25 protein-coding genes are annotated in these 24885 nt (G+C 68.7%); 12 read left to right on the top strand and 13 right to left on the bottom strand.

The window, feature by feature from the left end; genetic code table 11:
* Position 1: 1 nt before the first annotated feature.
* Entirely contained in the window at positions 2-3925 is a 3924-nt protein-coding gene (locus WME75_RS45855) for an RHS repeat-associated core domain-containing protein (RefSeq protein ID WP_437484711.1), read from the bottom strand.
* A gap of 236 nt (positions 3926-4161) precedes the next feature.
* A complete protein-coding gene (locus WME75_RS45850) occupies positions 4162-4995 on the bottom strand; it encodes a toll/interleukin-1 receptor domain-containing protein (protein ID WP_437484709.1) in 834 nt (277 codons plus the stop codon).
* A 598-nt stretch (positions 4996-5593) separates the two neighbouring features.
* On the opposite strand from WME75_RS45850, the gene WME75_RS45845 reads away from it, so the two are divergent.
* Both WME75_RS45845 and WME75_RS45840 read left to right on the top strand, forming a co-directional pair.
* Entirely contained in the window at positions 5594-6388 is a 795-nt protein-coding gene (locus tag WME75_RS45845) for a phytanoyl-CoA dioxygenase (protein WP_437484707.1), read from the top strand.
* Positions 6389-6611: 223 nt separating this feature from the next.
* The gene (locus tag WME75_RS45840) at positions 6612-7883 is read left to right on the top strand and encodes a serine hydrolase (protein WP_437484706.1); all 1272 of its coding nucleotides are present in this window, start codon (positions 6612-6614) and stop codon (positions 7881-7883) included.
* A gap of 342 nt (positions 7884-8225) precedes the next feature.
* On the opposite strand, the gene WME75_RS45835 is transcribed toward WME75_RS45840, so the two are convergent.
* The gene (locus WME75_RS45835; RefSeq protein WP_437484704.1) at positions 8226-8612 is read right to left on the bottom strand and encodes a hypothetical protein; all 387 of its coding nucleotides are present in this window, start codon (positions 8610-8612) and stop codon (positions 8226-8228) included.
* A gap of 47 nt (positions 8613-8659) precedes the next feature.
* On the opposite strand from WME75_RS45835, the gene WME75_RS45830 reads away from it, so the two are divergent.
* Entirely contained in the window at positions 8660-9124 is a 465-nt protein-coding gene (locus tag WME75_RS45830) for a MarR family winged helix-turn-helix transcriptional regulator (protein WP_437484703.1), read from the top strand.
* Between the two features lie 80 nt (positions 9125-9204).
* Positions 9205-9744, top strand: coding sequence for a carboxymuconolactone decarboxylase family protein (locus WME75_RS45825; RefSeq protein ID WP_437484701.1), 540 nt, complete (start codon positions 9205-9207; stop codon positions 9742-9744).
* 277 nt (positions 9745-10021) lie between these two features.
* Here WME75_RS45825 and WME75_RS45820 read toward each other — a convergent pair whose 3' ends face one another.
* Positions 10022-11134 (bottom strand): IS1 family transposase, encoded by a 1113-nt coding sequence (locus tag WME75_RS45820; RefSeq protein ID WP_437484699.1) that lies wholly within the window; start codon positions 11132-11134, stop codon positions 10022-10024.
* 298 nt (positions 11135-11432) lie between these two features.
* Here WME75_RS45820 and WME75_RS45815 point away from each other — a divergent pair, with 298 nt between their 5' ends.
* Positions 11433-11693: a hypothetical protein gene (locus WME75_RS45815; RefSeq protein WP_437484697.1), complete on the top strand. Its 261-nt coding sequence runs from the start codon at positions 11433-11435 to the stop codon at positions 11691-11693.
* On the opposite strand, the gene WME75_RS45810 is transcribed toward WME75_RS45815, so the two are convergent.
* The 5 genes from WME75_RS45810 to WME75_RS45790 all read right to left on the bottom strand — a co-directional run bounded on the left by WME75_RS45810 (position 11682) and on the right by WME75_RS45790 (position 15137).
* A complete protein-coding gene (locus WME75_RS45810) occupies positions 11682-12680 on the bottom strand; it encodes a hypothetical protein (RefSeq protein ID WP_437484695.1) in 999 nt (332 codons plus the stop codon). The two genes, WME75_RS45815 and WME75_RS45810, sit on opposite strands and share 12 nt — an antisense overlap.
* Before the next feature lie 115 nt (positions 12681-12795).
* Complete coding sequence (locus WME75_RS45805) at positions 12796-13044, bottom strand: hypothetical protein (protein ID WP_437484693.1); 249 nt, start codon at positions 13042-13044, stop codon at positions 12796-12798.
* Positions 13041-13601 (bottom strand): RNA polymerase sigma factor, encoded by a 561-nt coding sequence (locus WME75_RS45800; RefSeq protein WP_437484691.1) that lies wholly within the window; start codon positions 13599-13601, stop codon positions 13041-13043. The genes WME75_RS45805 and WME75_RS45800 overlap by 4 nt, the downstream gene beginning before the upstream one ends.
* Positions 13598-13933, bottom strand: coding sequence for a transcriptional regulator (locus WME75_RS45795; protein WP_437484690.1), 336 nt, complete (start codon positions 13931-13933; stop codon positions 13598-13600). Before WME75_RS45795 ends, WME75_RS45800 begins: the two co-directional genes overlap by 4 nt.
* A gap of 625 nt (positions 13934-14558) precedes the next feature.
* Positions 14559-15137: a hypothetical protein gene (locus WME75_RS45790; protein WP_437484688.1), complete on the bottom strand. Its 579-nt coding sequence runs from the start codon at positions 15135-15137 to the stop codon at positions 14559-14561.
* 455 nt (positions 15138-15592) lie between these two features.
* Between WME75_RS45790 and WME75_RS45785 the strand changes: the two genes are divergently transcribed.
* The 3 genes from WME75_RS45785 to WME75_RS45775 all read left to right on the top strand — a co-directional run bounded on the left by WME75_RS45785 (position 15593) and on the right by WME75_RS45775 (position 17995).
* Complete coding sequence (locus tag WME75_RS45785) at positions 15593-16651, top strand: methyltransferase (RefSeq protein ID WP_437484686.1); 1059 nt, start codon at positions 15593-15595, stop codon at positions 16649-16651.
* Positions 16652-16750: 99 nt separating this feature from the next.
* The gene (locus WME75_RS45780) at positions 16751-17152 is read left to right on the top strand and encodes an MmcQ/YjbR family DNA-binding protein (protein ID WP_437484684.1); all 402 of its coding nucleotides are present in this window, start codon (positions 16751-16753) and stop codon (positions 17150-17152) included.
* A 243-nt stretch (positions 17153-17395) separates the two neighbouring features.
* Positions 17396-17995 (top strand): hypothetical protein, encoded by a 600-nt coding sequence (locus WME75_RS45775; protein ID WP_437484682.1) that lies wholly within the window; start codon positions 17396-17398, stop codon positions 17993-17995.
* A 17-nt stretch (positions 17996-18012) separates the two neighbouring features.
* Here the strand turns inward: WME75_RS45775 and WME75_RS45770 are convergent, their stop codons facing one another.
* The 4 genes from WME75_RS45770 to WME75_RS45755 are packed head-to-tail and all read right to left on the bottom strand — an operon-like array spanning position 18013 to position 20774.
* The gene (locus WME75_RS45770) at positions 18013-19173 is read right to left on the bottom strand and encodes an NADH-quinone oxidoreductase subunit D (RefSeq protein WP_437484680.1); all 1161 of its coding nucleotides are present in this window, start codon (positions 19171-19173) and stop codon (positions 18013-18015) included.
* The gene (locus WME75_RS45765) at positions 19170-19718 is read right to left on the bottom strand and encodes an NADH-quinone oxidoreductase subunit C (protein ID WP_437484678.1); all 549 of its coding nucleotides are present in this window, start codon (positions 19716-19718) and stop codon (positions 19170-19172) included. The genes WME75_RS45770 and WME75_RS45765 overlap by 4 nt, the downstream gene beginning before the upstream one ends.
* A gap of 40 nt (positions 19719-19758) precedes the next feature.
* The gene (gene nuoB / locus WME75_RS45760; RefSeq protein ID WP_437484676.1) at positions 19759-20307 is read right to left on the bottom strand and encodes an NADH-quinone oxidoreductase subunit NuoB; all 549 of its coding nucleotides are present in this window, start codon (positions 20305-20307) and stop codon (positions 19759-19761) included.
* Positions 20304-20774, bottom strand: a complete 471-nt coding sequence (locus WME75_RS45755) for an NADH-quinone oxidoreductase subunit A (protein WP_437484674.1) — start codon at positions 20772-20774, stop codon at positions 20304-20306. Before WME75_RS45755 ends, nuoB begins: the two co-directional genes overlap by 4 nt.
* A 163-nt stretch (positions 20775-20937) precedes the next feature.
* On the opposite strand from WME75_RS45755, the gene WME75_RS45750 reads away from it, so the two are divergent.
* The 4 genes from WME75_RS45750 (at position 20938) to WME75_RS45735 (ending at position 24882) form a co-directional block, all read left to right on the top strand.
* A complete protein-coding gene (locus tag WME75_RS45750) occupies positions 20938-22077 on the top strand; it encodes a mannose-1-phosphate guanylyltransferase (protein WP_437484672.1) in 1140 nt (379 codons plus the stop codon).
* 317 nt (positions 22078-22394) lie between these two features.
* On the top strand, positions 22395-23636 hold the full coding sequence (locus tag WME75_RS45745; RefSeq protein ID WP_437484670.1) for a hypothetical protein: 1242 nt from the start codon (positions 22395-22397) through the stop codon (positions 23634-23636).
* Positions 23633-24352 (top strand): hypothetical protein, encoded by a 720-nt coding sequence (locus WME75_RS45740; RefSeq protein ID WP_437484668.1) that lies wholly within the window; start codon positions 23633-23635, stop codon positions 24350-24352. Before WME75_RS45745 ends, WME75_RS45740 begins: the two co-directional genes overlap by 4 nt.
* 2 nt (positions 24353-24354) lie before the next feature.
* Positions 24355-24882, top strand: coding sequence for a hypothetical protein (locus WME75_RS45735; protein WP_437484666.1), 528 nt, complete (start codon positions 24355-24357; stop codon positions 24880-24882).
* The last annotated feature ends 3 nt before the right edge of the window (positions 24883-24885 follow it).

Here is a 24885-nt window from a genome sequence, read left to right as displayed (position 1 = left end):
GTCAGCGAAAGCCGAGGTGGACGGCCGGCCCCTGGTGCTGGCTCGCCCAGCCCCGGTCCGGCGGGCTGAAGTTTTGGCCGTTCACGGGTGGCACCTGGTGGCTCTGCACCCCCAGGTTGGTCAGCATCTGGCTACAGTTGGGGCAAGGGATCCTGCTCGTCTGCCCCTGCTGAGCGGTGATGGACTGAATGGAACCGACGCACTCGTTCCAATTCGGGTGCTGCGGGTTCATCGTATCCGGAGGGATGCCGTTCGCGTGCTCGTAGTTTCGGATGTAGTTGGTCATTGCCCAGGGCTCCGCGCAGTAGTGCGGCAGCGCGTCGGCTTGGCCTCTGGCCGAGACACCGTTATATACGGGCACCAGCGCATCCTGGACTGCAGGGTGCAGCTGGCCGGGCAGGCGCTCTCCGCCGCCGTAATGCCGCTGCCCTGACCGCACGTCCGTCGACGAGCCGAAAGGCCCGTTGGAGTACGGCCCCTGGACGCTCGCACGGACCGGCGCGAGCCCGTCGGGATCGATCATCGCGAGGGGCCGGTTGCTCGCGTACCCGAACGGGCGAAGCCCGCCTGCGAGCCCGAGCGGATCAGGGCTGATGTACCGGCCTATCTCGGCGTCATAATACCGGTAGCGGTTGTAGACGACGCCGGTCTCGTCATCCGCGTATTGTCCCGGGAAGCGGAGGGGCGTCGTCGCCTGGCCGGGCTCTCCAGCGTCGAGCTGCCCCCAGACGCTGCGATGGATGCGGCCCAGGACCTCGCCTTGCCCAGACACCAGAACTCGAGGATGCCCGATCGGATCGTTGACATAGTGAACCCAGCCGCCCTCCGCGCGCTCGCCCGACGCGAGCACCTGCGCGTCGCGGTGCGCGAGCGGCGCGTGGCTGCGCGGCAAGAAGCTGTACGTACGCTCATGGACGACCGTGTTGCCATGCGTGTCCGCAGCCTCCCGCACCTCGTGCACCACGGTGTCACCGTCCCATACGAACCGGGTGGCGCGCGCCGCCTCGCCGCGGCGTCTGATGCGCTTCTCCACGCGCCGCGCGAACGCGTCATACACGAACTCGATCGCAGCGCCGTCGTCGAGCTCGACCGCCTCGAGGAGGCCCCTGGCGTTCCAGCGGTAACGGCACAGGGAGCGCCCGCGCTCTGCGGTGTGCCTCTTCTCTATCAGCCGTGCGTCAGCGTCGTAGAGATACTCCACGTCCCCGCGGCGGATCAGCTTGCCGCCCAGCTCGTAGCGCCGGGGCTGCGCCGGGGGGCCGGCCTCGTGGACGTTCTCCGCCGTGTCGTAGCCGAAGAGCTCGGCGCGCGCGCGCTGAGGCACCCGGGACAGGACCTGCGAGACCGGATCGTACGTGTACCCCGTGCGCCCCTCGACGAGCCCCCACTCCTCCTGAAGGTCGCCCGCGGACGTGTACGCGTGATAATGCTCTTCCGTGAGCCCAGGTGGCCTGGGACCGGCCCAGGCAGGCTCGCCCACGCGCGGCTGGCCCGCGGGGCGGAATACCCGCTGGTGCGTAATGCGCCCGATCGTATCGCAGGCGCTCTGGATGAGGCCACCGCCAGGCAGCGCGCGCCGCACCTCGAAGCCGCGCCTGTCCCAGCCGATCTCCACGGCTTCCGTGTCGCCCAGGAGGACGCGCGTCGGCTGGCCCATCGGATCGTAAACCATGCTCTCGACGTATCCTAAGGAGGTGCTCCTGCGCGTGCGATGTCCGGCCGCATCGTAGGCGCTCTCGACGACGTAGCTGCGGCCGTTCACCCGGTGCAGCTCTGCGGCCAGCCGTCCTCGACCATCATACCTGAACACCGTCTCCGACGCGGAGGACTCTGCCCACAGCAGGCGTCCCGCCGCGTCGTACTCGAACCGATCCGCCGTGCCGTCGGCGTAGGCTCGCTCGACGAGCCGCCCGACGGGGTCGTATTTGAACTCGGTGATCTCGCCGGAGCCGCTCTCGGTCTGAACGATGCGACCGAGCAGATCGTGTTTGTATCGGATCGTTCGACCGTCGAAGGTCCGCTCCTCGACGATCCGCCCCGCGGGGCTGCGGATGAGGACGTGCTCTTCACCTGAGCCATGGATGACCCGAAGTAGATCGCCCTCGCGATCGTAACGGAAGCGCACTCGAGCTCCGTCGGGACGGCGGACTTTGTGGACGACCATCCCCGACCAGACGAGCTCGCACCGGCGACCCATCGGATCGGTCACGGCGGCGAGCCGCCCATCCTCGTCGTAGTCGTAGGCAATCGTCCCTCCGTCGGGGAGCCGGATCAGGCGCAGCTCCTTGCAGGGTCCGTACACGTAGCGGGTGGTGCCGCCACGCTCGTCCGTGAAGCCCAGCACCTGCCCGAGGTAGTCGTATTCGATGAATCTCCTTCCGCCGTCCGGCTCCGTGACGACGACGCGATTACCGAGCGCGTCGTACTCCATCCTGGTGGTGGCGCCGTCCGGCAGCGTGGCCTCGATAGGTAAGCCACGACCGTCCCGCTTGTATACGATGACGTTCCCGCCCGGGCCGTCTATCGCCAAGAGTTTTCCACCACTATTGTATTCAAAATGAAAATCGGTGCCGACAGGATCGGTGATCGACGTGAGCAGTCCACGTTCGTTGTAGGTGTACTCCTGCACGGCGCCAAGCGGGTCGATCTCGCGGACGACCCGCCCGAACACGTCGCGATTCCAGCGCCAATTTGCTCCTGTGGGATCCGTGTACGAGGTGAGCTTGCCGATGGCATCGAACGTGTTGGTGTGCACCCCGGGACCCCAAACGGCCTTCTCCAGCTTCCCGTGCTCATTGCCGGAGTACCGCTTCACGTCACGCGATGTGACGAGCTCGACGTAGCCGTCGCCGCCGTGTTCCACCTTGCAGTGGAGCATGCCTTTCGCGCGCGTCACGCCGTCGGCCAGAAACGCCGGCGCCCTCTCGTCGAGCGCGTCCGTGTACCCAGGAGCCTCTGTCCAGGTCTCCACGCAGCGATGCTGCGCGTCGTACCGGTAGCGGACGAGAAGGCCGCTCGGGTAAACGAGCGACGTGAGCCGCCCATCGTCGTACGAGTAAGAAACGGAGCGCCCGGCGGCGTCCTCCGCGGCCACGAGGTGACCAGACGAGTCATATCGATAACGACGAAACGCCACCCACTGGCCCTGGTGTGGGCTGTTCTTCACCTCGAAAGCGGCGATGCGACCATCGGCGTGCCTGCGCACGCGAACCGTGCGCTTTACGCTGTCGATGATGGACGAGAGGCGACCGTCGGTGTAGGCGAGGTCGATGCTGTTGCCGCTGGGGTCGACCATGCGCGACAGGACGTACCGCGCGCCTCTCGCCTGGGTACCCGAGAAGATGAGCACGTCGCCCGTCTCGATGACGAGCGTGTAGCCCGAGTCGTGGCGCGTGAGCACACCGCGGCTCAGCACGACGCTCTCACCCATGGCGAGGAGGGGCGCCCGGGTGTGCGTCCCCTCGGGGTTGTAGAGCAGGAGCGTGCGGCGCCGCGGCTCGATCTCCCAGGCGAGCGAGTGCGCCCAGCCCCGGCCGAGGCCGACGTCGCGATCGCGCGCGGTGCTGCTGTAGGTTCGTTTGATCACGAGCGGCAGCGGCCCTGGGAGCGCAAGATCGACCGCAGGGACCGTGTAGACACGGCCAGTCACCGGGTCGATGGGGTCGCCGGCGTGTGTGCCGCCCCCGCCGCCGTGGGACGGGTTGGGACAGCCGGCCCCGCTGCCAGGACCGCACGATCCGGCGCCCTTGCCGCCCCCTTGCGCGTCGTTCCCTCCATTGCCACCGCCGGCGCCTTGCCCATTGCCGCTGCCGCTCCCGCCGCGGCCATTGCCCCCCCCACCTCCGCCCCCGCCGCCCATGATCCACACACCGGGGTTCATGCCAGGGATTGCGGGGATGTTCGGGACCGGAGCGGTGCGCGCCATAGGCGCATTGTCGACTACCCCCAGGCCGCGTCAAGTGTCCGGCATCGGCGCTGGAGACGAAGGGGATCGGCGAGAGGCGATCCCCTCGCGCGTCCATCACGGCCACCAGCGCATTCCGCGCCCCCGCCCCCTGCCCAGTTCGCCGGCGCCCGCAGGCTCTGCGGAGTGAGCGTGACATCTCGCAGGTCACGCCTGCAGCGCGCGCGCTCGCGCTGGGGAGGGTCGTCACACCGCCGCTAGGGTCCGCGCGGCGGCCGCGGCTCCGGCTCGCCGGCGGTCACGGTCCTCGGCGGCGGGGTCCGCGGCCGCGCCGCCGGTCCCGCGTCCGCCGGCCCCGCGTCCGCCGCCGCGGCTGCCGTCTGACCTGTCGTCGTGAATCGATCGATGACGAGCGCGACCGCCGCGAACGGCCCCAGCACGACGATGGCCATCAGCGCGCGAGCTGCCGTCGAGGTCCTGGCTCTGCCTCGGTGTCGTGCGGGCGGGGCCCTGCCGGCCCCGGCTGCGGGCAGGGTGGCAGCGGCGGGGGACGTGTCGAGTGTCCTCTCCGTGCGTGCCGTGTGCGCCGGCCGCGCCGGCTCGCCCGTGTCCATCAGGGTGGGCGCAGTGGTCCTGTGCGTGAAGTCTGCGACGGCGGCCCGGATGGCGAGCGTCACGGCGGTCCACGCCTCGCTCTCGCGCTTCCACGACATCACGGGGACGCGGTTCGCGGGCAGCGGCGCCAGAGCGGAGAACGGCGTGCCCTCCCAGTCGCACGCGTCGAGGAGGATGGGGATGAGCCGCGCCCGCCCGGCGTTGTGGCGCCCCAGCGCCCGTTCCATCTCTCGCCACTGCGCGTCGCCGGCGAGGTAATCGACGCTGACGAGAAGGACGATGAGGTGAGCCGCGTCGAGGCGGACCGCGAGCTCGGCGTCCCGATCGCTGCCGACCCCGATGCGCCCGGTATGCCAGGTGCGGATTTTCCCTTCGCGCTTCAGGGCCGACAGATGTTTTCTGAGCACGTCCTTCTGCCTCTCGTTCGCGGCTGCGTACGAGATGAAGACGTCAATCGGGACAGGCGCGGGAAACACGAGGAGAGCGTATCAGCAAGGAGCCAGGCGGACGAGCGGAGCGGCCTTTGTTCAGAGCCTTTCCTTGTTGCCAGATCCTGGCGAGTCTGTACATCGAGGAACGCTGCCCCGGAGCGCAGGGGTTACCCTCCGGGATCCGTCCTGCGCGCGAGCACCGACCGTTCCGCCCGCCGTGACATGTCACGGCGCGAGCGCGCCCACGCGCCCTCTCGCCGATGGAGCGCGAGGTCGTGGTGATGATGCGCTGACGCGCCCGGGCTCGCGGGGCCCCCTCGCGAGCGCAAACGCGCGGCGCAGAAGCTCGGCCCACGGCCGACGATCGCCGAGAACGCGGGCATCCTCCACATCATCCCCGCAGTCGTCGACGCCCGGCGCGATGCCCGTGCTGCCGAACCGCCGGGAGCTGGGCCTCGGCGACATCGGCGAGACGACGGACCTTGATTGACGGACTGCGAGCCGTCCGTTACTACTCTGTCGATGATGAGGTTCTCCGTGTTCCTGCTCGGCTGAGCGCCGCATCCCGGCGCTCATGGGTCGTCCGCGACGCGCGCGTCGTGCGCAGTCGTGTGCCTTGAGCTGGAACAACAGGAGATCTCATATGCCTCATCATGATTTCGCGCTGTCCGCAGCGCAGCTCGAACAGTTCGTCCACGATGGCTTCGTTCGGATCGACGAAGCTTTCCCCCGTGAGCTCGCCGACGCATGTCGTCGAGTCTTGTGGCTCGCCACCGGGTGTGCGGAGGACGCGCCCTCCACCTGGACGCGCCCCGTCGTGCGTGTCGGCGAGATCCCGAACCCCCTCTTCCGTGAGGCGGCCAATACACCGAAGCTGCACGCGGCCTACGACGCGCTCGTGGGGCCTGGACGCTGGATGCCTCGCGGCAGCCTCGGCACATTCCCGATCCGCTTCCCCTCGCCAGACGATCCGGGCGACTGCGGCTGGCACATCGATGTGAGCTTCGGAACGGAGGGCGAGCCGGACTTCCTCAAGTGGCGGGCCAACGTGGCGTCGAAGGGGCGTGCGCTCCTCATGCTCTTCCTCTTCTCCGACGTCGGTGACCAAGATGCACCGACGCGTCTTCGCGTTGGTTCGCACTTCGACATCGTCCGAAGGCTCGAACCTCACGGAGCGGAGGGGCTGACCCTCGGCGAGCTCGCCAGCACCGACTTCGCCGAGTCGTCGCACCGCCCCGAGGCCGTCGCGACTGGACCGGCTGGCACGGTGTACCTGTGCCACCCGTTCCTCGTTCACGCGGCACAGCCCCTCCTGCGTGGCGACCGGCCTAGATTCCTCGCGCAACCTCCCTTGCTGCCGAGGGAACCGCTCGACCCGTGGCGCGACGACGCCTCTCCGGTGGAGCGTGCGATCCGGATGGCGCTCGTTCGCCCCTGAGAGCCTGTCCCTGACCCACGGCGCGGTCGGAGCGGCCATCTCACGCCGGCACACGGCGTGCATTGCGCTCAGCCCAAGGCGCGCGTCGAGCACCTGTCCGTGACCGCGACGCGCTTTGCCACCGCATGACCGCTCGGCGCTCCGCGCCTCGCGAGGATGTCTCATTCGACCTCCCGGGCCAGGCTCGGCGGGTCCAACCCCCATGTCACGCAAGGAGAAGCCCATGTTCGCATCGTTACACCGCTCGAAGCCCCGCGCTTTCTTCCAGGCCCTCGGAGCCGTGTCGCTCGTCGCCGCGACGGCGGGGCTCAGCGCGCCGGCTCAAGGTGCACAGCTGAACGTCGATGAATACGAGGATCAGATCCGGAGCCGCTTCGGAAGCACGAAGGGCTATTCCACGACGCTCGTCCGCACGACCGGGTTCCGCTACGGCGTGTCCGGAGGAGCGGCGACCCACTCCGATGCGATGACCTGGGATGTCCTCGCGAACGTGGGCAGCGCGACAAAGATGGTCGGCGGGCTCTTGCTCGTGAAGGTGCTGGAGGAGCAAGGGAAGAGCACCCCGCAGGTGCTCAGCTTCCTCGACAACGAGATCCGCCACTACCTGCCCGCGGTGGTGAAGAACGCGCTCCCGGTCGAGAACCGGAAGATCACGTTCCGCGATCTCCTCCAGCACAAATCCGGCATCCGAGGAGGGGATCCGGCGAACCCCTTCGTTCAGCTCCTGGTCCCCGTGGAGGACAGCGACTACGGCGTCCGGAGCTACCACAACATCAACAGCAAGCTGCTCACGTACCTGGTCCCGATCGTCGGGAACCCGGCCAACCTGCCGGCGATCAACGACGCCGTCGCGAACAACGGGTGGAGCGCGACGGGAAACGACATCATCCAGGCCATGGGTTGGTGGTACGAGACGTTCGTCCGCTACTACATCTTCGACCCGGTCGACCCCGACCTCGCGGCCACCTGCGACCCGGATCCGGACGCCCTCGGCACCCTGGTCAACGGGTGGACGATCGCGGGGGCGTACACAACGAAGACCGATCCGTACGCCGGCGTCATCTACAACTCGAAGCTCCTCGCCGGGCACTGCAAGGCGCAGGGCGGCTGGTACTACTCGTCGAAGGCGTTCGCCTCGATCTTCCAGTACCTCGGGCACAGCAGCGGGTTCATCAGCCCCTCGACCTACGACGCGCTCTATTCGCCCACGGGCTCCTCGACCACGCGGAACAATCGGCTCGTCTGGTCCAGCGAGATCGCGAGCGCGAAGCTCGAGGACCTCTACGGCTGGAAGGCGAGCCCCTACCATGGCGGCTCGCACCCGGTGAACCGCAGCGGGAGCGTCCCGAACGCCTTCAGGACGACCCACGCCCGCTCCGCGGTCATCCGCCTGCCGTCGGGCTACCACGCCGTGGGCATCGTCAACTCCGGCGAGATGTCGTCGGGGGACATCGCCTCCGAGCTGAAGAACGCGTTCGCCAACGCCCTGGAGTAGACCTCGGACGAGGAAGGCAGGCACGAGGACGGCGAGGCCGCCTCGTGCCCGGCCACCTGGGCGAACCGCTCGAGCTTGCCTGGCAGAATGCCGCCCCGTCCCGCCGCGAGCGGGTAGTGCTCACATGGCGCTCGCCGGCTGACCCTGCGCCCCGCTCGGGCGGCGCAACGGGGCTTCCGGGCGGGGGCGCGGGCGGGCCGCGCGGGGCGGCACCTCAGCCGGGTGTCACGCGCCCGCGACACGCGACAGCGCGGGGTTACAGCTGTCACGAGCGCGTGACGCCACGGCGTAGCGGGGGCGCGATCACCCGCCTCGGGCTCCGGCCCCGGGCGCGCCCCGGGCTCAGCCCGCCCATACCCGCTCCATGGCCGCGATGTACGCATCGAGCGACGTGGTCTGCTCTGCCGTGGCGTCAACGATCTTGCCGCCCGCGTCGCGGACCGGCGTGATCATCGGCGGGACGGTGGCGATGACGCGCGGCAGGTTCAGCGCCTTGAGCCGGGCCAGGACCTCGTCACGCCACGCCGGGTTGATGCGGGTGCCGCAGCTCTCCACCAGCGCCTTCAGCGCCTCCCGGTCGCCCGTGGCCTTGATCCGCTGGAGCTCCGCGAGGAGCTCGCCCGAGGCCGAGGCGAGCCCCCGGCTGCTCGCGGCCCGCGCCCTCGTGACCGCCGGCGTCCTCGTGGCGAGCGCGCGCTCGGACGCGCCTGAGCGCGGGGCGCGAGACAATTGATTGCATTGACAACTAATTCGCCGTGTGGTTCGCTTGGCCCACCATGCGCGACCAGTTCACGGCCGACGGGGGGATCATCCTCGACAACGCGCTCGGCTACTGGGTGGCCCGCGTGTACCTCGCGTCCCGCGCCGCGATGTACCGGCGCTTCCGCGCCCATGGCGTCGAGATCACGCCCGAGCAATGGATGGTGCTCGTCCGCCTGTGGGAGCAGGAGGGCGTCACGCAGACGCACCTCGCCGAGCGCACCTTCCGTGATGTGCCCACGATGAGCCGCATCCTGGCGCTCATGGATCGCGACGGGCTCATCGCGCGCCGCCAGGACCCGACGGACCGGCGCGCCCGGCTCGTCTACCTCACGGCGCGCGGGCGCCAGCTGCGCAAGGCCCTGTCGAGCGAGGCCAAGGCCATGGTCGACGCGCTGCGCGCCGGCATCTCGGAGGACGACCTCCTCACGACCCGGCGCACGCTGCAGCGCCTCCTCGCGAACCTCGAGCCCGAGGGCTGAGCGCGGCGCCGGCCTCGACCCTCCTCTCCGGCACCCAATTGCTTGCATGAACAACCAATAACCCAGGGACGCCCCCCCTCATGAACCAGCCCGCTCCTTCCCCTCATTTCCCCGCCCACACGCTCGACACCGCGCCCGCGGCGGTCCGCCCTGCGCTGGAGCGGACTGCGCGCAAGTTCGGCTTCGTGCCGCTGCCCATGGCCCGCTTCGCGACCTCGCCGCTCCTGGTCCGCGCCTTCGAGGATCTCCTGGCCCTCTTCGAGGAGGCGACCCTCTCGCCGATCGAGCGCGAGGTCGTGGTGATGGTGGTCGCGGGCGAGAACGGCTGCGATCTCTGCCGCAAGATGCACCGCGAGCTGCTCCTCCGCGCGGGGGCTCCTCCGGCGGTGGCCGCTGCGCTGTTCGAGCGAACGCCCGTGCCCGACGCTCACCTCCAGGCGCTCGCCGCATTCACCGAGGCGACGCTGCGCGAGCGGGGTCACGTGACGGACGCCGAGCTCGACGCCTTCCTCCGCGCCGGCTTCACCGCCGAACAGGCGCTCGAGGTGATCGTCGGCATCGGCACGTTCACCCTGTCGACGTTCGCGAACCGGATGACCCGCAGCCACGCGATACGCTGACGCGCCCGGGCTCGCGGGGCCCCTCGCCCGCGACCACAACGCGTCCTGGTCCCTCCGCGAGCGCGCTCACCCGCGACCACAACGCGTCCTGGTCCCTCCGCGAGCGCGCTCGCCCGAGACCACAACGCGTCCTGGTCCCTCCGCGAGCGCGCTCGCCCGAGACCACAACGCGTCCTGGTCCCTCCGCGAGCGCGCTCGCCCGAGACCACAACGCGTCCTGGTCCCTCCGCGAGCGCGCTGGTGGTGGCCTCGTTTGCCACTTTCGAAAAAGTGGCCTTCATTGGGACGGGGGTTCGGGGAAGAGAGAGAGCTGTTCTGGAGCCCTCGGCTTCGGCCGCCACGACAGAAGATCGAGCTGCGCCGACCCGGCCGGAGGTGCGTCATGAGCGAGCGTGACCGGTGCGACGGGCGGCGGGTCCGGCTGGACGGGCGGACGGCGGAGTGCGGGCGTCGGCGCGGTGACGAGCCGCAGGAAGCCACGGCCGCCGGGCAACGGCCTGGCGGGGGCGTCCGGCTGCCGGTGCTCCAGGGGTTGCGCCTGCGGCTTCTCGCCGGCCGGCTCGGACAGCAGGGCGTCCAAGAGCTCCTCCATGCTCCACACGTGCCCGGTGAGCCCAGCCTCCATCGCGGGCGTGACGCGCAGCGTGCGCACGGTCCAGCACAGATTGAAGTAGGTGTAGTGCAGGGCAACGGCGGCGCGGTGGTGCTCAGGGCTCTTGCTGAAGGCGTACGAGAGCCGACGCATGCGGCCCAGCAGGTGGCGCGTGGTGCCATTCAGCCGCTCCACGTAGGACGTCGACGCCTTCTTCGGGTCGGGCGCGCCGAACACGGTGTGCTTCGTGATGAACGGGTCGCGCGGCGGCTCGTAGCGGTGGTCAGGCCCGCGGTAGGAGCCAGTGCGGTAGTTTTTGACAGTCTGCATGTAGTCGACGCTGAGCCCGAAGCTCGCCGCGACAGTGGCAATGTACGGCGCGAATCCGTCCGTGGTGATCTGAGGCATCATCAGGAGTCGCGATCGCAGATCGGCGACGAAGGCGCTGCACGTGTCCATGTCGCGCTTGCCGACGCGCCATGCGATGACGAGGCGCGATGCCGTGTCCAGCGCCGTGAAGGAGTACGTCTCGCCGATACCGGGCGCGTCGGCAGCCGTCACGCGGGCTTGCTTCTTGCCGACGTAAGAAAAAATTTCATCGGCCTGAATCAGCTCGCAACGGAGCCCGCGCACGAGCCGGTCATGCAGGCGCTGCGCACCGGCGCCGAGCGCGAGCCCGAAGCGGCTGATCGCCGCTCGGCTGACGTCGGTCATCCGACTGACCGCGCGCTCGCTGTTGCCGTCTACAAGCGCCGCGAGCACGGCAAGCCGCTTCTCCGCCGGGAGCACGTTCGCCACGGGACCCTTGCCTTTCCCCGGCGGAGGTCCCAAAATCCGGTCTGCCACGACGTCGGACGGGTCGCACCGCTCGGCTTCTGCCGCCCTGCTCTCAGTTTGCCGCTGGGAGCGGGGCGTTTTCGTCTAAGGTCCTCTGATTATACGGCTTTTCAGCGGGAAAACCGCTGCGGCGAGCGCGAAAGAGGGAGCGCTAGGACAGCGGGTGTCATAGCTGGCAGGGCGCGTGCTCCTCCGACAGCGCCACCGCGCAGCGCCGTGGTGACCGCCGTCGTAGCAGTGAACACAGAGGAGCCAGTACATGAACGTTACAGAATTGGCGCGCGATGCGATACTCAGCGCATCGTGCAAGTTTGCACAGGTTGCAGAGCGCTACCTGGAAGGCGGGGCGCCTGCTGATGCCAACCAGGCTGTCCGGCTGCTGGAGGCCAGCGTCATGGCGTTCAAGGTGTGCGTCGCTCTCGATGAGAGCGCCGCTGGCGCCGCGCAAAAACAGCGGCCAGAACCATTCGATCTTTCTACTAAGGAAGGCTGGGCTCGAGCGGCTGACTCATTCCGGTGAACTGCCCGCATGTTGCTTCATGACCCATTCATGCGCTTTTGTTCGCGGATTTGTGCTACGGATTAGCGTTTCGCGCAGTCGAATGGATCGCTCGGCCTCGAGCGCCCACATCGACACCTCCACTTCGATATTCTCGCCCCATTTTCCCAGATTTGCGCCGACGTGGGCGCCCAGCGTAACCATGCCTGAGCCAACAACGATCGTCTCGGAAGCGCTCTCAATTACGGTCTTCGAGTCAATGCGAGAGCTGACAGACACGTCCCGATGAAGCGATGCCACGATGCGCGTTATTCTCATCGGTACCCATAGAATATCAGCCACAGAGTCAGCGGATCCAATAGCCACAGCGCACTTGTGAAGCGGAAACGTCACACGTTGCCCCGCTTTGGTGTACACGTACATCTCAAACAGTAGGCCAATTTGAGGATCGTTGTGATATCCACCCTGGTCAAGAGCGCAATAGATCAACTCGATGATTGGCATGGTCTCTATGGGCGCCAGCATCCTTATAAGGTCCTCTCGTCTGGCTGTTCTCGCGCTCGTTCCTTCCCGCCATGCCACCTCTCTGGCCGGCCGCTGCATCTCTTTGCTCTTCAGCCCCTTCAGGACGTACGGAGCCATGGACGTGTCGAAGCGGAGTGCTACGACTGAAACGTTGCCATACTCAACAACCACGGATTCGAGCAGGTCGGGTGCCAGCCCTTCAAAATGAGATTTGAATATGTCGAGCCAGACAGCCAGTTCGTCGTTCTTAGCACCTTCAACGCTGGCGCTTTTGTCGTGGGCACCGATTATCCATAGTATGTCCGTGCCACCGGCTGCGTTGGCATGGGCAGCGATCTGGCGCGTAAAGTCATACCGCTTCTCCTCTGTGGCATCTGGCCATTGGCGCTTCAACTCTACATATGAGTCTTCGATAGGAGCGTCGCGCACAACGCGGTCTAGGATGCGGATGACCCTGGCCTGTAGCTGCAAACGGGCTGCCATACATATTCTGGTAGCGGAATCGGCGAGAGCCTGTAACTCTCCTTATGTCCAGCAGCAGGTGTTCAGGGTGTGGCTGTGGCGAGAGGAGGGCGCTGTGATGGCGGGAAGCGGCGGGCTACCTGTCGTGCCGCACGAAGAGCCGATCGATGGCGTCGAGCGCTTGGATGGCGCCGAGTGCCTGCTGTGCTGCTGCGCGCTCGGGCTTGGTTCTCGCCTCGATGAGGGCATCGAGCACGGCGGCACAGAGCTTGTCGCGGTTCCACGGGCGCACGCCGCGAAGGTCGGCCAGCGCGGGCACCTCGCTGGCGATGAGGGAGAGGTCCTCAGCGGCCAGGACGCGCTTCTTGAAGTCGGGGCTGCTCATCGGCGCCACCTCCGGAGCTTGAGCGCGAGCGCCTCGCGGGCGATGCGCAAGCGGCTCGCCGCCGTGTGCGGGTTGAGCCCGTGCTGCCGGGCGTACTCCGCCAGCGTCTCGGGCGCGTCGACGATGAGCAACGCCTCGACCTGCCACGACGGCAGCTCTGCAAGTGCCGCCAGCACCTCGCGAGCCTGGAGCTGCGCTTCAAGGCTCGGACCGACGGGCTCACGGAGCAACCCGAGCGGCTGCGCATGGAGGACCGTGTGACGAATCCACGCGCTCGCGAAGTACTTCGCGGCCTGCCGCCAAGCGATTCCGTGCAGCCAGGCGCGCATTGCCGCACGCGGTTCGACCCGGGGGTCCGGTCGGTAGCGCCCATTTTTTACAGCCATCCAAGCGCCCATGAGCGCCGCCTGCTCCACGTCGGCGCGGTCGCGCTTCGGGATGCCGGCGAGCGTCGCGCGCACGATGCCGCGCTCTGTAAGGATCGCCTGCATCGTCGGCTTCTTCCTGGGATGTCGTGCGGCAGGCGGGCTCTGCGCCCCCTTCCGCGGGCGCCTCACCCGCTCCTCCCGCAGCTTGGGCAGCGGTCAGCGGCGACGAGCCCGCCGAGCAGCTGCTCAACGGTGACGCCGGCCGCCTTGGCGGCGCGCTGGGCCGTCGCAGGGGAGCCGCTGTCGCGGCCGTTCGCGATGGCTTCCACGCTCGTGATGGACATGCCCATGACCTCGGCGAGGCATGACCAACTGCCGTACGCGGCGCGCAGGTTGCGCAGCGCGGCACGGAGGCGCTTGCGCTGCGTGGGGGTGAGGGAGAGACACGGGATGGAACGGCGGCGCCGTGTAAGCACACGTCCGCCTTGCCCACCGTCGGGTGGGATCAGGTATAGCTGCACTGTCGGACCTCGCGTGATCGGGGTTCGGCCACGCTGCCCGGGGTGGTTGCACACCCGCGGGCAGCTCTTGCTTACGGCCGAACTTAGCCCGTCACGCGAGGGCCGGAGTCAAACGAGGCCAGTCTTCTTCAAAGAAGGCCACCACCAGCGCGCTCGCCCGAGACCACAACGCATCCTGGTCCTCCGCGAGCGCGCTCGCCCGAGACCACAACGCATCCTGGTCCTCCGCGAGCGCGCTCGCCCGAGACCACAACGCGTCCTGGTCCGCGGATCTGTAGCTCGTCGATACGACTCAGCTTTTTCACGGAACGTGAGCGATCGCACGGATGCGCGCTCGCGAGGAGCCAGCCGGTCAGCGGGTCTGCCGGAGGTGCTCCTGCAGTCGCTGTCCCTGTCGTTGATCCTGGTCCACTGGGTGAACCATCCACAGAGACGCTGGCTCAGCTGGGCGATGGGGATTGCTTTCGCGATCCTGATGTCCCTCCCCATCCTCGGCCTGCTGGTGGGCCAGCCACGGTGACCCGTCAGCCTGCCTGTCTGTCGACAAGCGCGTGCAGCGCGGCTGTTCGATGGGGAAGAATGGTGGCGCGGGCCCCGTGAGCGCCGGCGCTCCTTGCGTAGTCGTTCACCTGCGCGCGCCCGGCCTCACGCGCGACTGGGTCGCCGCCTTTTTCGGGCGCAGCTTCGTCGCCGCCTTCTTCGCGGGGAGCGCCCCCGCCGCCTTCTTGGCGGGCTGCTTCTTCGATGCCCCCTTCGCCGGCGTCTCGGCCCGTAGCAAGGCGGGCCGCTTCCGCCGCGCTCCGGGCACCTTCCCGATCCGCGGATCGCCGGCCCGGATGAGCGCGCAGGCCAGCAGCGCGGCCTCCTCGAAATCGGCCGCGTCCGCCGGGATCATCTGCCAGCCGGTCACCCCCTCCCCGAGCACCTCGATGCTCCGCAGGCCCGGGAACTCCACGCGCAGGGCCGCGTGGTGCTCCTCGGTCGTGGCGAGCCAGACGCCGTTGTCCAGCGAGGGCGCGGGCTTGTCGCGCAGGATGAGGACGATCTTCTCCCCCACGTAGACGGCCACGCAGCCGAACATCGGGCGCGTCACGGGCCCGAGCGGCGCGAGCGCCTCGAGCACGAACTCATGGGGGACCGCCTGTCGCTTCCTCGCGGCGAACACGTCGTCCATCGGCGCAAGGCGCCCGCTCCGCTTTCTCATGGGCGCGTAGAGTACCCGAACGGCGGGCGCCCGCGCCACACCGCGCATGCCGGCGCGGCTCGGCCTCCGGGCCGCCGCCCTCGACGCTCGATCCAGCGGCCGTACGGCGAGGGGCGATCCGCCGGCCGACGCTCATCGGTACCAGTTGCCCGCCGGCGTCTTGTTGTCGAGCATCCGCCCGTCGGCAGGACATCCGTTGTCGGCTACCTCGAAAGTGCACGGATGATTCCCGGGCTTCCGCTACGCGCACGGGTGACAGCGCCTGCGCGCCAAGCAGGTCGTCCAGGATGGCCGGCAGCGCAGTGAAGCGCCGCACCTGAGCCGCGAGGCGACGCGGGGCCTGGCGATCGACCAATCTCGGGCGCCACAAGGTCGAACGCGGTACGGGAAAGGTAAAATCTTTACAATACTCCCGGCGTCGCGCCCCCCAGAGTAGGCCCGAAGGAGCGAACACCATGTCGAGCGGGCCTCCCACGAATCTTCCCCCTGCGTTCCGCCTGAATCAGATGATCATGGGCCTCTGGGTGCCGCAGGTCGTCCACGCGGCCGCGGAGCTCGGCGTCGCGGACGTCCTCGCCGATGGGCCCCTTCCGAGCAGCGCGATCGCGGCGCGGCTCGGCACGCACCCCGACGCCACGGATCGCCTGCTCCGGGCGCTCGTCACGCTCGAGCTGCTCGCCGCGCGCGGAGAGCAGCTCGAGCTCACCGAGGTGGGGCGATGCCTCGAGACGAGCTCCCCCACCGCGCGGCGCGCGTGGTCTCGGCTCATGGGCGGACCGGGCGTCCGGCAGGCCTGGGGCCGCTTGACCGACTGCGTCCGCACCGGCCGGATGGCGTGGGGCGCCGGAGACGCCGCGGCGTCGTCCGGGACCGAGCACTTCGACGAGATGGCGCGCGACCCGGCCGCCGCCGCGATCTTCCACCAGGCCATGGTCGAGCTCACCCGCGGGGTCGCGCCCGGCATCGTCGGAGCCGTCGATCTCCGCGGCGCGCGCCGCGTGGTCGATGTGGGCGGCGGCTACGGCGCCCTGCTCTGCGCGATCCTGGAGGCCCATGCCGGCGCCGACGGGGTCGTCTTCGATCTCGAGCACGCGCGCGGAGGAGCGCTCCAGCTGTTCGCGTCGCGCGGCGTCGCCGCCCGCGCCTCCTTCGTGGCGGGGAGCTGCTTCGACACGGCGCCTCCGGCCGCCGACGTCTACGTGCTCAAGAGCGTGATCCACGACTGGGACGACGCCCGGAGCCTGCAGATCCTGGGCAAGTGCCGCGAGGCGATGGACGGCGCCGCGCGCCTGCTCGTCGTGGAGGCGCCCGCCCCCGCCTCCCCCGCCCAGCGCGGGAACGCGACCCTCGACTGGATCCTCACGTTCAGTGATATCAACATGCTCGTGAACACGGGTGGACGCGAGCGCACGGAGGCCGAGTACCGCGCGCTGCTCGAGGCAGCGGGGCTCGGCGTGACGAGCGTGCGAGAGACGCCGAGCTTCTTCCGGGTCTTCGAGGCAGCGCGGGCCTGAGCGCCCTCCACGACAACGACCCATCCCCTCGCCGAGGCGCACCGCCGTGATCTCTTCCGACGACCTTCACGACCCATCCCCTCGCCGAGGCGCACCGCCGTGATCTCTTCCGACGACCTTCGAAAGCTCGCGCTGTCGCTGCCCGAGGCCGAGGAGCAGGACCACTTCGGCAAACCGTCGTTCCGCGTGCGAGGGAAGATCTTCGCGACCCACTGGGTGGAGCAGGAGGGCGCCGTCCTGAAGCTGTCCCTGGAGGAGCAGGACAGCCTGGTGCAGGCGCAGCCCGACGTCTTCTCGGTGACGCCTTGGGGACACCAGGGCTGGACGCGGGTGGAGCTCCGTCGCGTCGACCGGACGCTCCTGGAAGAGCTGCTCGTGGGGGCCTGGCGTCGCGTGGCGCCGAAGCGCGTTGTCGCGCAGTGGGACGCGGGCCGCAGCGGGCAGCCGGCGGCGCCGCCGGGGGCTCCCTCACGTCCGCGGAGGCGCCGGCGCGCGACGTGACCGACACAGGGACGCGCGATCGGGAGAGCGCCTCGGCGGCGCGCGGCCGTCCACGCGCCGCAGGGCGCTGCACACGTTTCTGATGGGGAAGGAAAAATGGATCGGGGTCGTAGTAGGTGCACACCCCGCGCGGCCTGCCCGATCGACGGCGCAGCCCGCTCGCTTCCTTCGACGGAGCCGTCCTCGAGCGCCGCGCGGACATCAAGGTGAACTTTCTCGATGATGGAGCGCTCGATGACACGGATGAAGCTTTTTGGAATGTTGATGGTCGGGCTCGCGCTGGTGGCGTGCGGCGATGACGACGACAGCGGCAATCCCGGCAGCAGCGGCACCAGCAGCACCAGCGGCACCGGCGGCAACGGCGGCAACGGCGGCACGGACGGCACCGGCGGCAACGGCGGCGAGACCGGAGGCGACCTCGACGGCAAGCAGCTCGACTCCTTGACGGACGAGGAGTCGCAGGCGGTGTGCGACGAGATCGCCGCGTCGGCCGACGACGTCTCGAAGGAGGACATGTGCGAGCTCGTCGGCCTGGGCTTCGCCGCGCTCGGCGGTGACTGCGAGGTCGCCAAGGCAGAGTGCATGAACGAGCCGGAGGAGCCCTCGGAACCGGGGGAGTGCCCCACGGAGCAGTTCGCGGGGTGCACCGCCACAGTCGGCGAGTTCACGGCCTGCACGGACGGCCGGCTCGAGCTCCTCAAGGCGCTCACGTGTGCATCGGGCCTCGAAGACCTCGGGGAGCTGCCTGCGGAGTGCGCGGCCATCAACGAGAAGTGTCCGGAGCTCCTCGACGATGGGACCGAGGGCGAGGGCGAGGGCGGGGCCGGCGGCGCGAGCCCCTGAGGCGTTCCCTCCCCCGGCTACCGGTCGATCTCGGGCGCCACGACGTCGAAGCTGGCGATGAGCGCCACGAGGTCGGCCAGGAATAGCCCGGGGCTCTTGGCCTCGATCATCGCCATCGCGGTGAAGCTCCCCGTCCGGAACCGCGCCCGGTACGCCTCCTCCGCGCCCCGCCCGATCACGTAACAGCCCATGTCGCCGCGGGCGCTCTCGATCCGCGCGTAGGCCTCCCCGTCGGGCCTCATCTTCTTCGGCAGCTTGCCCAGGAGGTCGTCCTCCGGGTGCTCGTCGATCTTGTCGAGCGCCTGCCGGAGGATCTTCGCCGACTCGCGGCACTCCTCGACCCGGACGTAGAACCGATCCCAGCAGTCGCCCACGGCGCCGTAACGCCCGCGGCCCACAGGGACGTCGAAGTCGAGCTCCGGATAGACCGAATAGCCGTCCTCCTTCCGGAGATCCCACTTCACGCCGGACGCGCGCAGGTTGGGGCCGACGAGGCCCCAGTCCTTCGCCTCCTCGGCCGTGACCACGGCGACGTTGGCGAGCCGCTTGATGAAGATGTCATTCAGGCTGATGAGCCGGTCGAACTCGACCATGATCGGCTCGAAGCGCTCGAGCCACCGCTTCACCTTGTCGGCCCACCCCGCCGGCAGGTCGAACGAGACGCCGCCGATACGGTGGTAGTTGAACGTGAGCCGCGCGCCGCACAGCTCCTCGATGAAGTCGTTGATGTACTCGCGCTCGCGCAGCGCCCACGGGAAGGGCGTGACCGCGCCGACGTCCATCGCCATCGCGCCGAGCGCGATCATGTGGCTCCCGATCCGGTTGAGCTCGCAGGAGATGACGCGCAGGTACTGCGCCCGCTTCGGCACCTCGATGCCCATCAGCTTCTCGCAGGCGCTCGCCCAGGCCTCGTTGGCGAACATCGCCGCGATGTAGTCGACGCGGTCCGTGTACGGCATGAAGCCGCTGTAGGTGCAGCGCTCGCCGATCTTCTCGATGCTCCGGTGCAGGTAGCCGACGTCCGGCACCGCCTTGCGGATGATCTCGCCGTCCGTCGAGATGACGAAGCGGAGCACCCCGTGGGTCGACGGGTGATGAGGCCCCATGTTGAGGGTCATCTCGTCCTCCGGCTCGCTGCCCGCGCCCCCGCGGTCCACGCTGAAGATGACCTGGCTCATGACGCCTCCGCGTCCTTCTTCGGCAGCTTGATCTTGAAGAGCTCGACGGGGTTCGGCCGCTGCGTCGGGATGCCGTGGTAGTCCGCCTTCTCCTGCCAGTCCTTGCGGAGCGGGTGCCCCTCCCAGTCGTCGGGCAGGAGCAGGCGCCGGAGATCCGGGTGCCCCTCGAAGCGCACGCCGAGCAGGTCGAAGCACTCGCGCTCCTGCCAGTTCGCGGCCGACCACACGTCCACCAAGGTCGGCATCGCCGGGCTCTCCCGGTCGAGGAACGCCTTGAGGACGATCCGGCGCTTCTTCGCGTAAGAGTAGATGTGATAGACGACCACGATCTTCTTGAGATCCGGATAGTCGACCCCGGTGATGCACTCCAGGTAATCGAAATCGAGCTCCGGCGCCTCACGCAGGTGATGGCACACGGTCAGGATCTTCTCCGGCGCGACCTGGAACCAGGCGTCGCGATCCTTCGCGGACACGGGGTGGAGGTCGAAGACCGCGTCTTCGCCGAGCTTCGCCTGGAGCGCCTGGAAGATCTCTTCGGGTGTCATGGGGTGCGGGAGCGCAGGACGAACAGCGAGAGAAGAGGGCTCAGCCGCCCGTCGCGCCGCGGCGGTCGAGGGCCCGCTCGCTCTTGATCTTCTCCTGGATCTTCAGGAGCCCTTCGAGGAGCGCCTCGGGGCGCGGGGGGCAACCGGGCACATAGACGTCGACCGGGATGATCTGATCCACGCCCTTGCAGACCGAGTAGGCGTACTGGAAGAGGCCGCCGCAGTTCGCGCAGCTGCCCATGGAGATGACGAAGCGGGGCTCCGCCATCTGGTCATAGAGGCGCTTCACCCGGAGCGCCATCTTGTACGTCAGCGTCCCCGCGATGATGAAGAGATCGCTCGACCGGGGGCTCGGCCGCGGGGCCGCGCCGAAGCGCTCGAGGTCGCCGCGGGGGCCGCCGGTCTGCATGAGCTCGATGGCGCAGCAGGCCAGGCCGAAGAGCATGTACCAGACGCTGTTCGACCGCCCCCAGTTGAGCAGCCAGTTCACCGTCTGGTCGACGCTCGTCGTGATGACGCCGCCGCCGTCGCTCTCGTACTTGGCCTCCCACCCGCGGGGCGGGGCCATCAGGTTCAGGTCCGATGTCATGACTCCGCACCTCCGTCGGCGACCGCCGCCTGCCCCGCCGGCGCCCGGGACCGGCTGCTCACGTCCTGAGCGCCGCGCGGATCGCCCTTGATGGCGCGGATCCAGTCGAGATCGCCCTTCGCCCAGACATAGACGAAGCCGAGCATCAGGATGGCCACGAAGAGGAAGATCTCGATCAGCGCGAAGAGCCCGCTGCCCTGGTCCACCCAGCGCTTGAACACCGCCGCGACCGGGTAGATGAAGGCGATCTCGACGTCGAAGATGATGTAGACGAGCGCGATGATGTAAAAACGCGGGTTGAAGTTGAACCACGCGGGCCCGACGGGCGCCTCCCCGCACTCGTACGTCTCGACCTTCCCGGCGTACATGTTGTTGGGGCGCAGCAGCCTCCCGAACAGCAGAGAGCCGAGGAGGAAGCCGATCGCCACCAGGAAGAACGCGGCAACGCTGGCATATGCCATCAACATCGAACGGAACCTCGCTCGGCTCGCCCTCCCTCGCCCCGGGCGAGAGAGCGCCAGATCCAGGGTGGTATGTAGGTGAAAAGATGAAGCGCGGCAAGCCGGCAGACCCTGGAGGGGAGGCGCGACCCTGCGGTAAGCTTCGACGCGTGACCTCCGGCGATCGCTCATGAGCTCGACCGCGACCCCCGTCCATGTCCTGATCCTCGCCGGCGGCGCGGGCACGCGCTTCTGGCCGGCGTCGCGCGCGGCGCACCCGAAGCAGCTCCTGCCGCTCGTCGGCGGCGAGCCGCTCATCACCGCGACGGCGCGCCGGGTGCTCCCGCTGTGCGCCGGCGAAGGGAGCGCCGGCTGGGAGCGCATCTGGATCGCGACCGGCCAGCACCTCGTGGCGCCCACGCAGGTCGCGCTGCCGGAGGTCCCCGAGCGGCGCCTGCTCGTCGAGCCGGCGCCGCGCAACACGGCGCCGTGCATCGGCTGGGCGGCGGCCACCATCGCGCGCGACGATCCCGAGGCGATCGTGGTCGTGCTCCCGAGCGATCACCACATCGCCGACGTGCCGCGGTTCCTCGAGGTGCTGCAGGCCGCCGTCGCCTCGGCCCAGGGCGGCGCGATCACGACGATCGGCATCCGCCCGACCCACCCGGAGACGGGCTTCGGCTACATCGAGGCGGAGGAGGCGGCCGGCGCGGGGAGCGCGGCGCCCCGCAGGGTGCTGCGCTTCGTCGAGAAGCCGAGCCGCGAGCGCGCCGCGGAGTTCGTGGCGAGCGGCCGCTTCCTCTGGAACGCGGGGATGTTCATCTTCCGCGCGGGCGACATGCGGGCCGCGATCCGCGCCCACCTGCCGGCGCTCGCCGAGGGGCTCGACGAGATCGACCGCGCCGCGGCGCTGGGCGCCGCGGCCGAGGCGGCGGCGGTCCTGCAGGTGTTCCCGCGCCTGCCGGCCGTCAGCATCGATCACGGCGTGATGGAGCACGTCGCCGGGCTCGCCGTGGTGCCCGGCGATTTCGGCTGGAGCGATCTGGGCAGCTGGCAGAGCGCCTGGGAGCTCGCCGAGAAGGACGAGCGAGGCAACAGCGCACCCGCGGGGTCGGTGCTCGTCGACGCGCACGGCAACCACGTGGTGGATCTGCGCGCGAGCCCGGGCGCCGGGCCGGCGTCGCGCCGGGTGATCGCGCTCGTCGGCGTCGAGGGGCTCGTCGTGGTCGAGACCGACGACGCGCTTCTGATCGTGCCGCGCGAGCGGGCGCAGGAAGTGAAGCACGTGGTCGAGGCGCTGAAGGCGCGAGGTCAGGGCCGGCTGACGTGACCCGCCAGCGGCTGCCCTACCACCGCGCGGCGCCGCGGCCAGCGCGTAGATCTCCGCCGCGGCAGCCCGAGCTCCACGAAGAGCCGGATCAAGAGATCCCTCGTTTCCATCAAACAGCGTGCTCAATGACACGCCCGAGCTCTTCTCCCAGGTGATACCAGGGGCATCGTCCATGGGCGTGCTTGCTGCGGGTGGTGCGCCCATGGCGTGCGCCAGCGTAGCGTACAGACGGCCACGTCCGCCTCCGGGCCCTTCATGGGCGCGCGCACCGCGCATGGGGTGGACGTGCTCGGGAGTGGCCTGCCATACTCTCCTTGGTGACCACCCGGCTCGAGAAGTTCCGTGACTACATGGCGCGGCTCAATCCTTCCGGGGATCCGCGCGGCGCGGTCCGCGACGGCCTCTACGTACCGCGGCCAGGGCGGTCCACGGCCGACGAGGTCGCCGCGCGGCTGGAGCTCGACCCCACCTCGTCGCACCTGATTGTCGGCGGCATCGGCTCGGGTAAGACCACGCAGCTCCTCGTCGCGTGCGACCGCTTGAGTCAACTCGCGGACACGCGCGCTGAGTACATCGATCTGAGTCTCATCCATGATCTCCAGCGCATGCCCCCTGGGACGCTGATCATCGCTGCCGGGCTCGCCGCCCGCCGACACCTGAAACCCGGGGACGACAAGGCGGCGCTTGACGCCGGTGAGCAGTTCCGGCGCTGGGCATACGGTCATGAGCGTCGTGTATGGGTCCCCTTCGACGACGAGCCCGATGAGCCTTATTACGATGACGATGAGCCGGAGCGCGGCTACTACGATGTCATCGAAGAGCAGCCGCTCCTGTCCTCGCCGGAGAAGCCGCTCGATCGGTCTGTGGAGGACAAGGCCCGCCGGCTCGCTCAGGTTCGCAGCGGCCTCCGTGAGCGCTTCCCGTACATCGTGCTCCTGTTCGACGCGCTCGACCGGCTGCCGGACCCGGCGGCGTTCGTGTCCGTGGTCGAGCAGGACGTCCGTGCCATCCAGAAGGCCGGCATCGGTCTCGTTCTCGTGGGGCCGCTCCGAGCCATGTTCGGTCCGCACCGCGCGGTCACCGATTACTTTCAGCACTTCTACCCGCAGCACGCGGTCGATGTTCAGCAGGACGATCGAGGGCGCGCCTTCCTCGTCGACGTCCTTCAAAGGCGAGCGCCGCCGGAGTTGCTCTCCGAACCCGTGTGTCGAAAGCTCGCCGAGCGCTCCGGCGGCGTGCTCCGCGACCTCATTTCTCTGGCGCGTTCGGCGGGAGAGGAGGCGTATATGCGCGGCGCGGATCGTGTCGAGGAAGAGCACATCGACGTGATCGCCGATGCCTTCGGGCGTCAGCTCATTTTCGGGCTCAAGCCCGCCGAGATCGAGGTCCTGCAGCGCGTGCGGCAGACGGGGACCTTCGTCCCGACATCGGACGACGATATGGCGCTCCTCATGACTCGCCGTGTGCTGGAGTATCGGAACGGCAGCTCGCGGTTCGTCGTTCAGCCCACGCTGGAGCCGCTCCTCGAGCAGATGGCCCTCCATCAGGGGGCGACATGAGCGCTGTCGGGCTCCCGTCAATTCGTCTTGACGAGCTGTGCCGCAGGAGCGACGCGGAGCTCGGCCCCGGCGGGATCCGGGCGGTCGTCGTCTCCGAGGGAGACGCGTTGTCCCTGGCGCGGCGCATCGCTCACCGTTCCAGGGGGCAGCACTTGGACGCTCCCTCGGATGCGGCCGCGCTCGCGAGGCGCCTGCGCGCGGGCGGAGGCGCGCTGCTCGTCGTCTCCGGGCTGGAGGCGTTCTCGGGTGACGAGTGGGAGCGCCTCGATCTATTGAGGAGCCGTCTCTCGCGCGAGGGGTCCACTATCCTTGTCCTCTCGCCACGTTCCATGGATCTGCTGGCCAGGGCCGCGCCGAACCTGTCGAGCTTCATCAGTCCACCGCTATGGCACCTGGAAAGCGACCCTGACGATAGGGCCGAAGAGGACGCAGAGGCGACACAATGGTCGTCGGCTCATGTCGATGACTCGCCGTCACAAAAGCGAGAGCGTTTGATCCGGCGCCAGTACGAGGAGGCGAGCAAGTTTCCAGGCGAGTTTGTCGTCATGATCGGGACGCGAATCCTCTTTCATTCTGCCGATCGGGATGAGGCGATCCGCCGCTATGAGTCGGCGTTCGAGGATGTTCCCGACGGCCCACCAGTCTTTATTGAGCCTGGGGTGCGGCTACCTGACCGCGATCCGGTGGTCCGTGGTCGTTCGCTGCGCGGCGTCTGAGCATGGTGATCGTCCAGCGTCAGCCGTTCGGCGTCTCCCGGTTCTTCACGCAGCATAGCGGCCAGCCTCAGGAACGTGACCTGGGTCTTGTAGTCCCGGTCAGGATCCAGTTCGAGCGGTGGCTCGGAGGCAAGCTGCTCGAAGCTGATGCCTTCATCGATTCTGGAGCGGACTGCACACTGCTGAGTTATCGCTGGCTCGAGACGTGCTGGCGGGCCGCGTTCCCTGACGTCAAGCTCCGCCGGCCGCTCATTGATCCCAGGGGCTGGATCCGCGAGAAGGTCTCGATAAGCATCGGCGGCTGCGTGCTCGAGCTCCCACCATCACCCCAGCTTGCATGGCAGATCGGCGGGGCTTCGCGATCGGACCTCCGAGAAATGCCAGGCTTCGAAGATCTGTTGCTCGGCCGGGATTTCCTCCGGCATCACGGGATACTCCTCGTGATCGACCGCGAGGATTTCTCGCTCCTGTTACCCCACGACGAGGAGAACCGGCGACGGCGCGATCAGGTTCGTCAGGCGCTGGAGTGACTC

Source organism: Sorangium sp. So ce1014 (assembly GCF_051521505.1).
Lineage (GTDB): Bacteria > Myxococcota_A > Polyangia > Polyangiales > Polyangiaceae > Sorangium.
The sequence above is the reverse complement of the archived record's forward strand: the minus strand, read 5'-3'. Positions and strand labels throughout refer to the sequence as shown.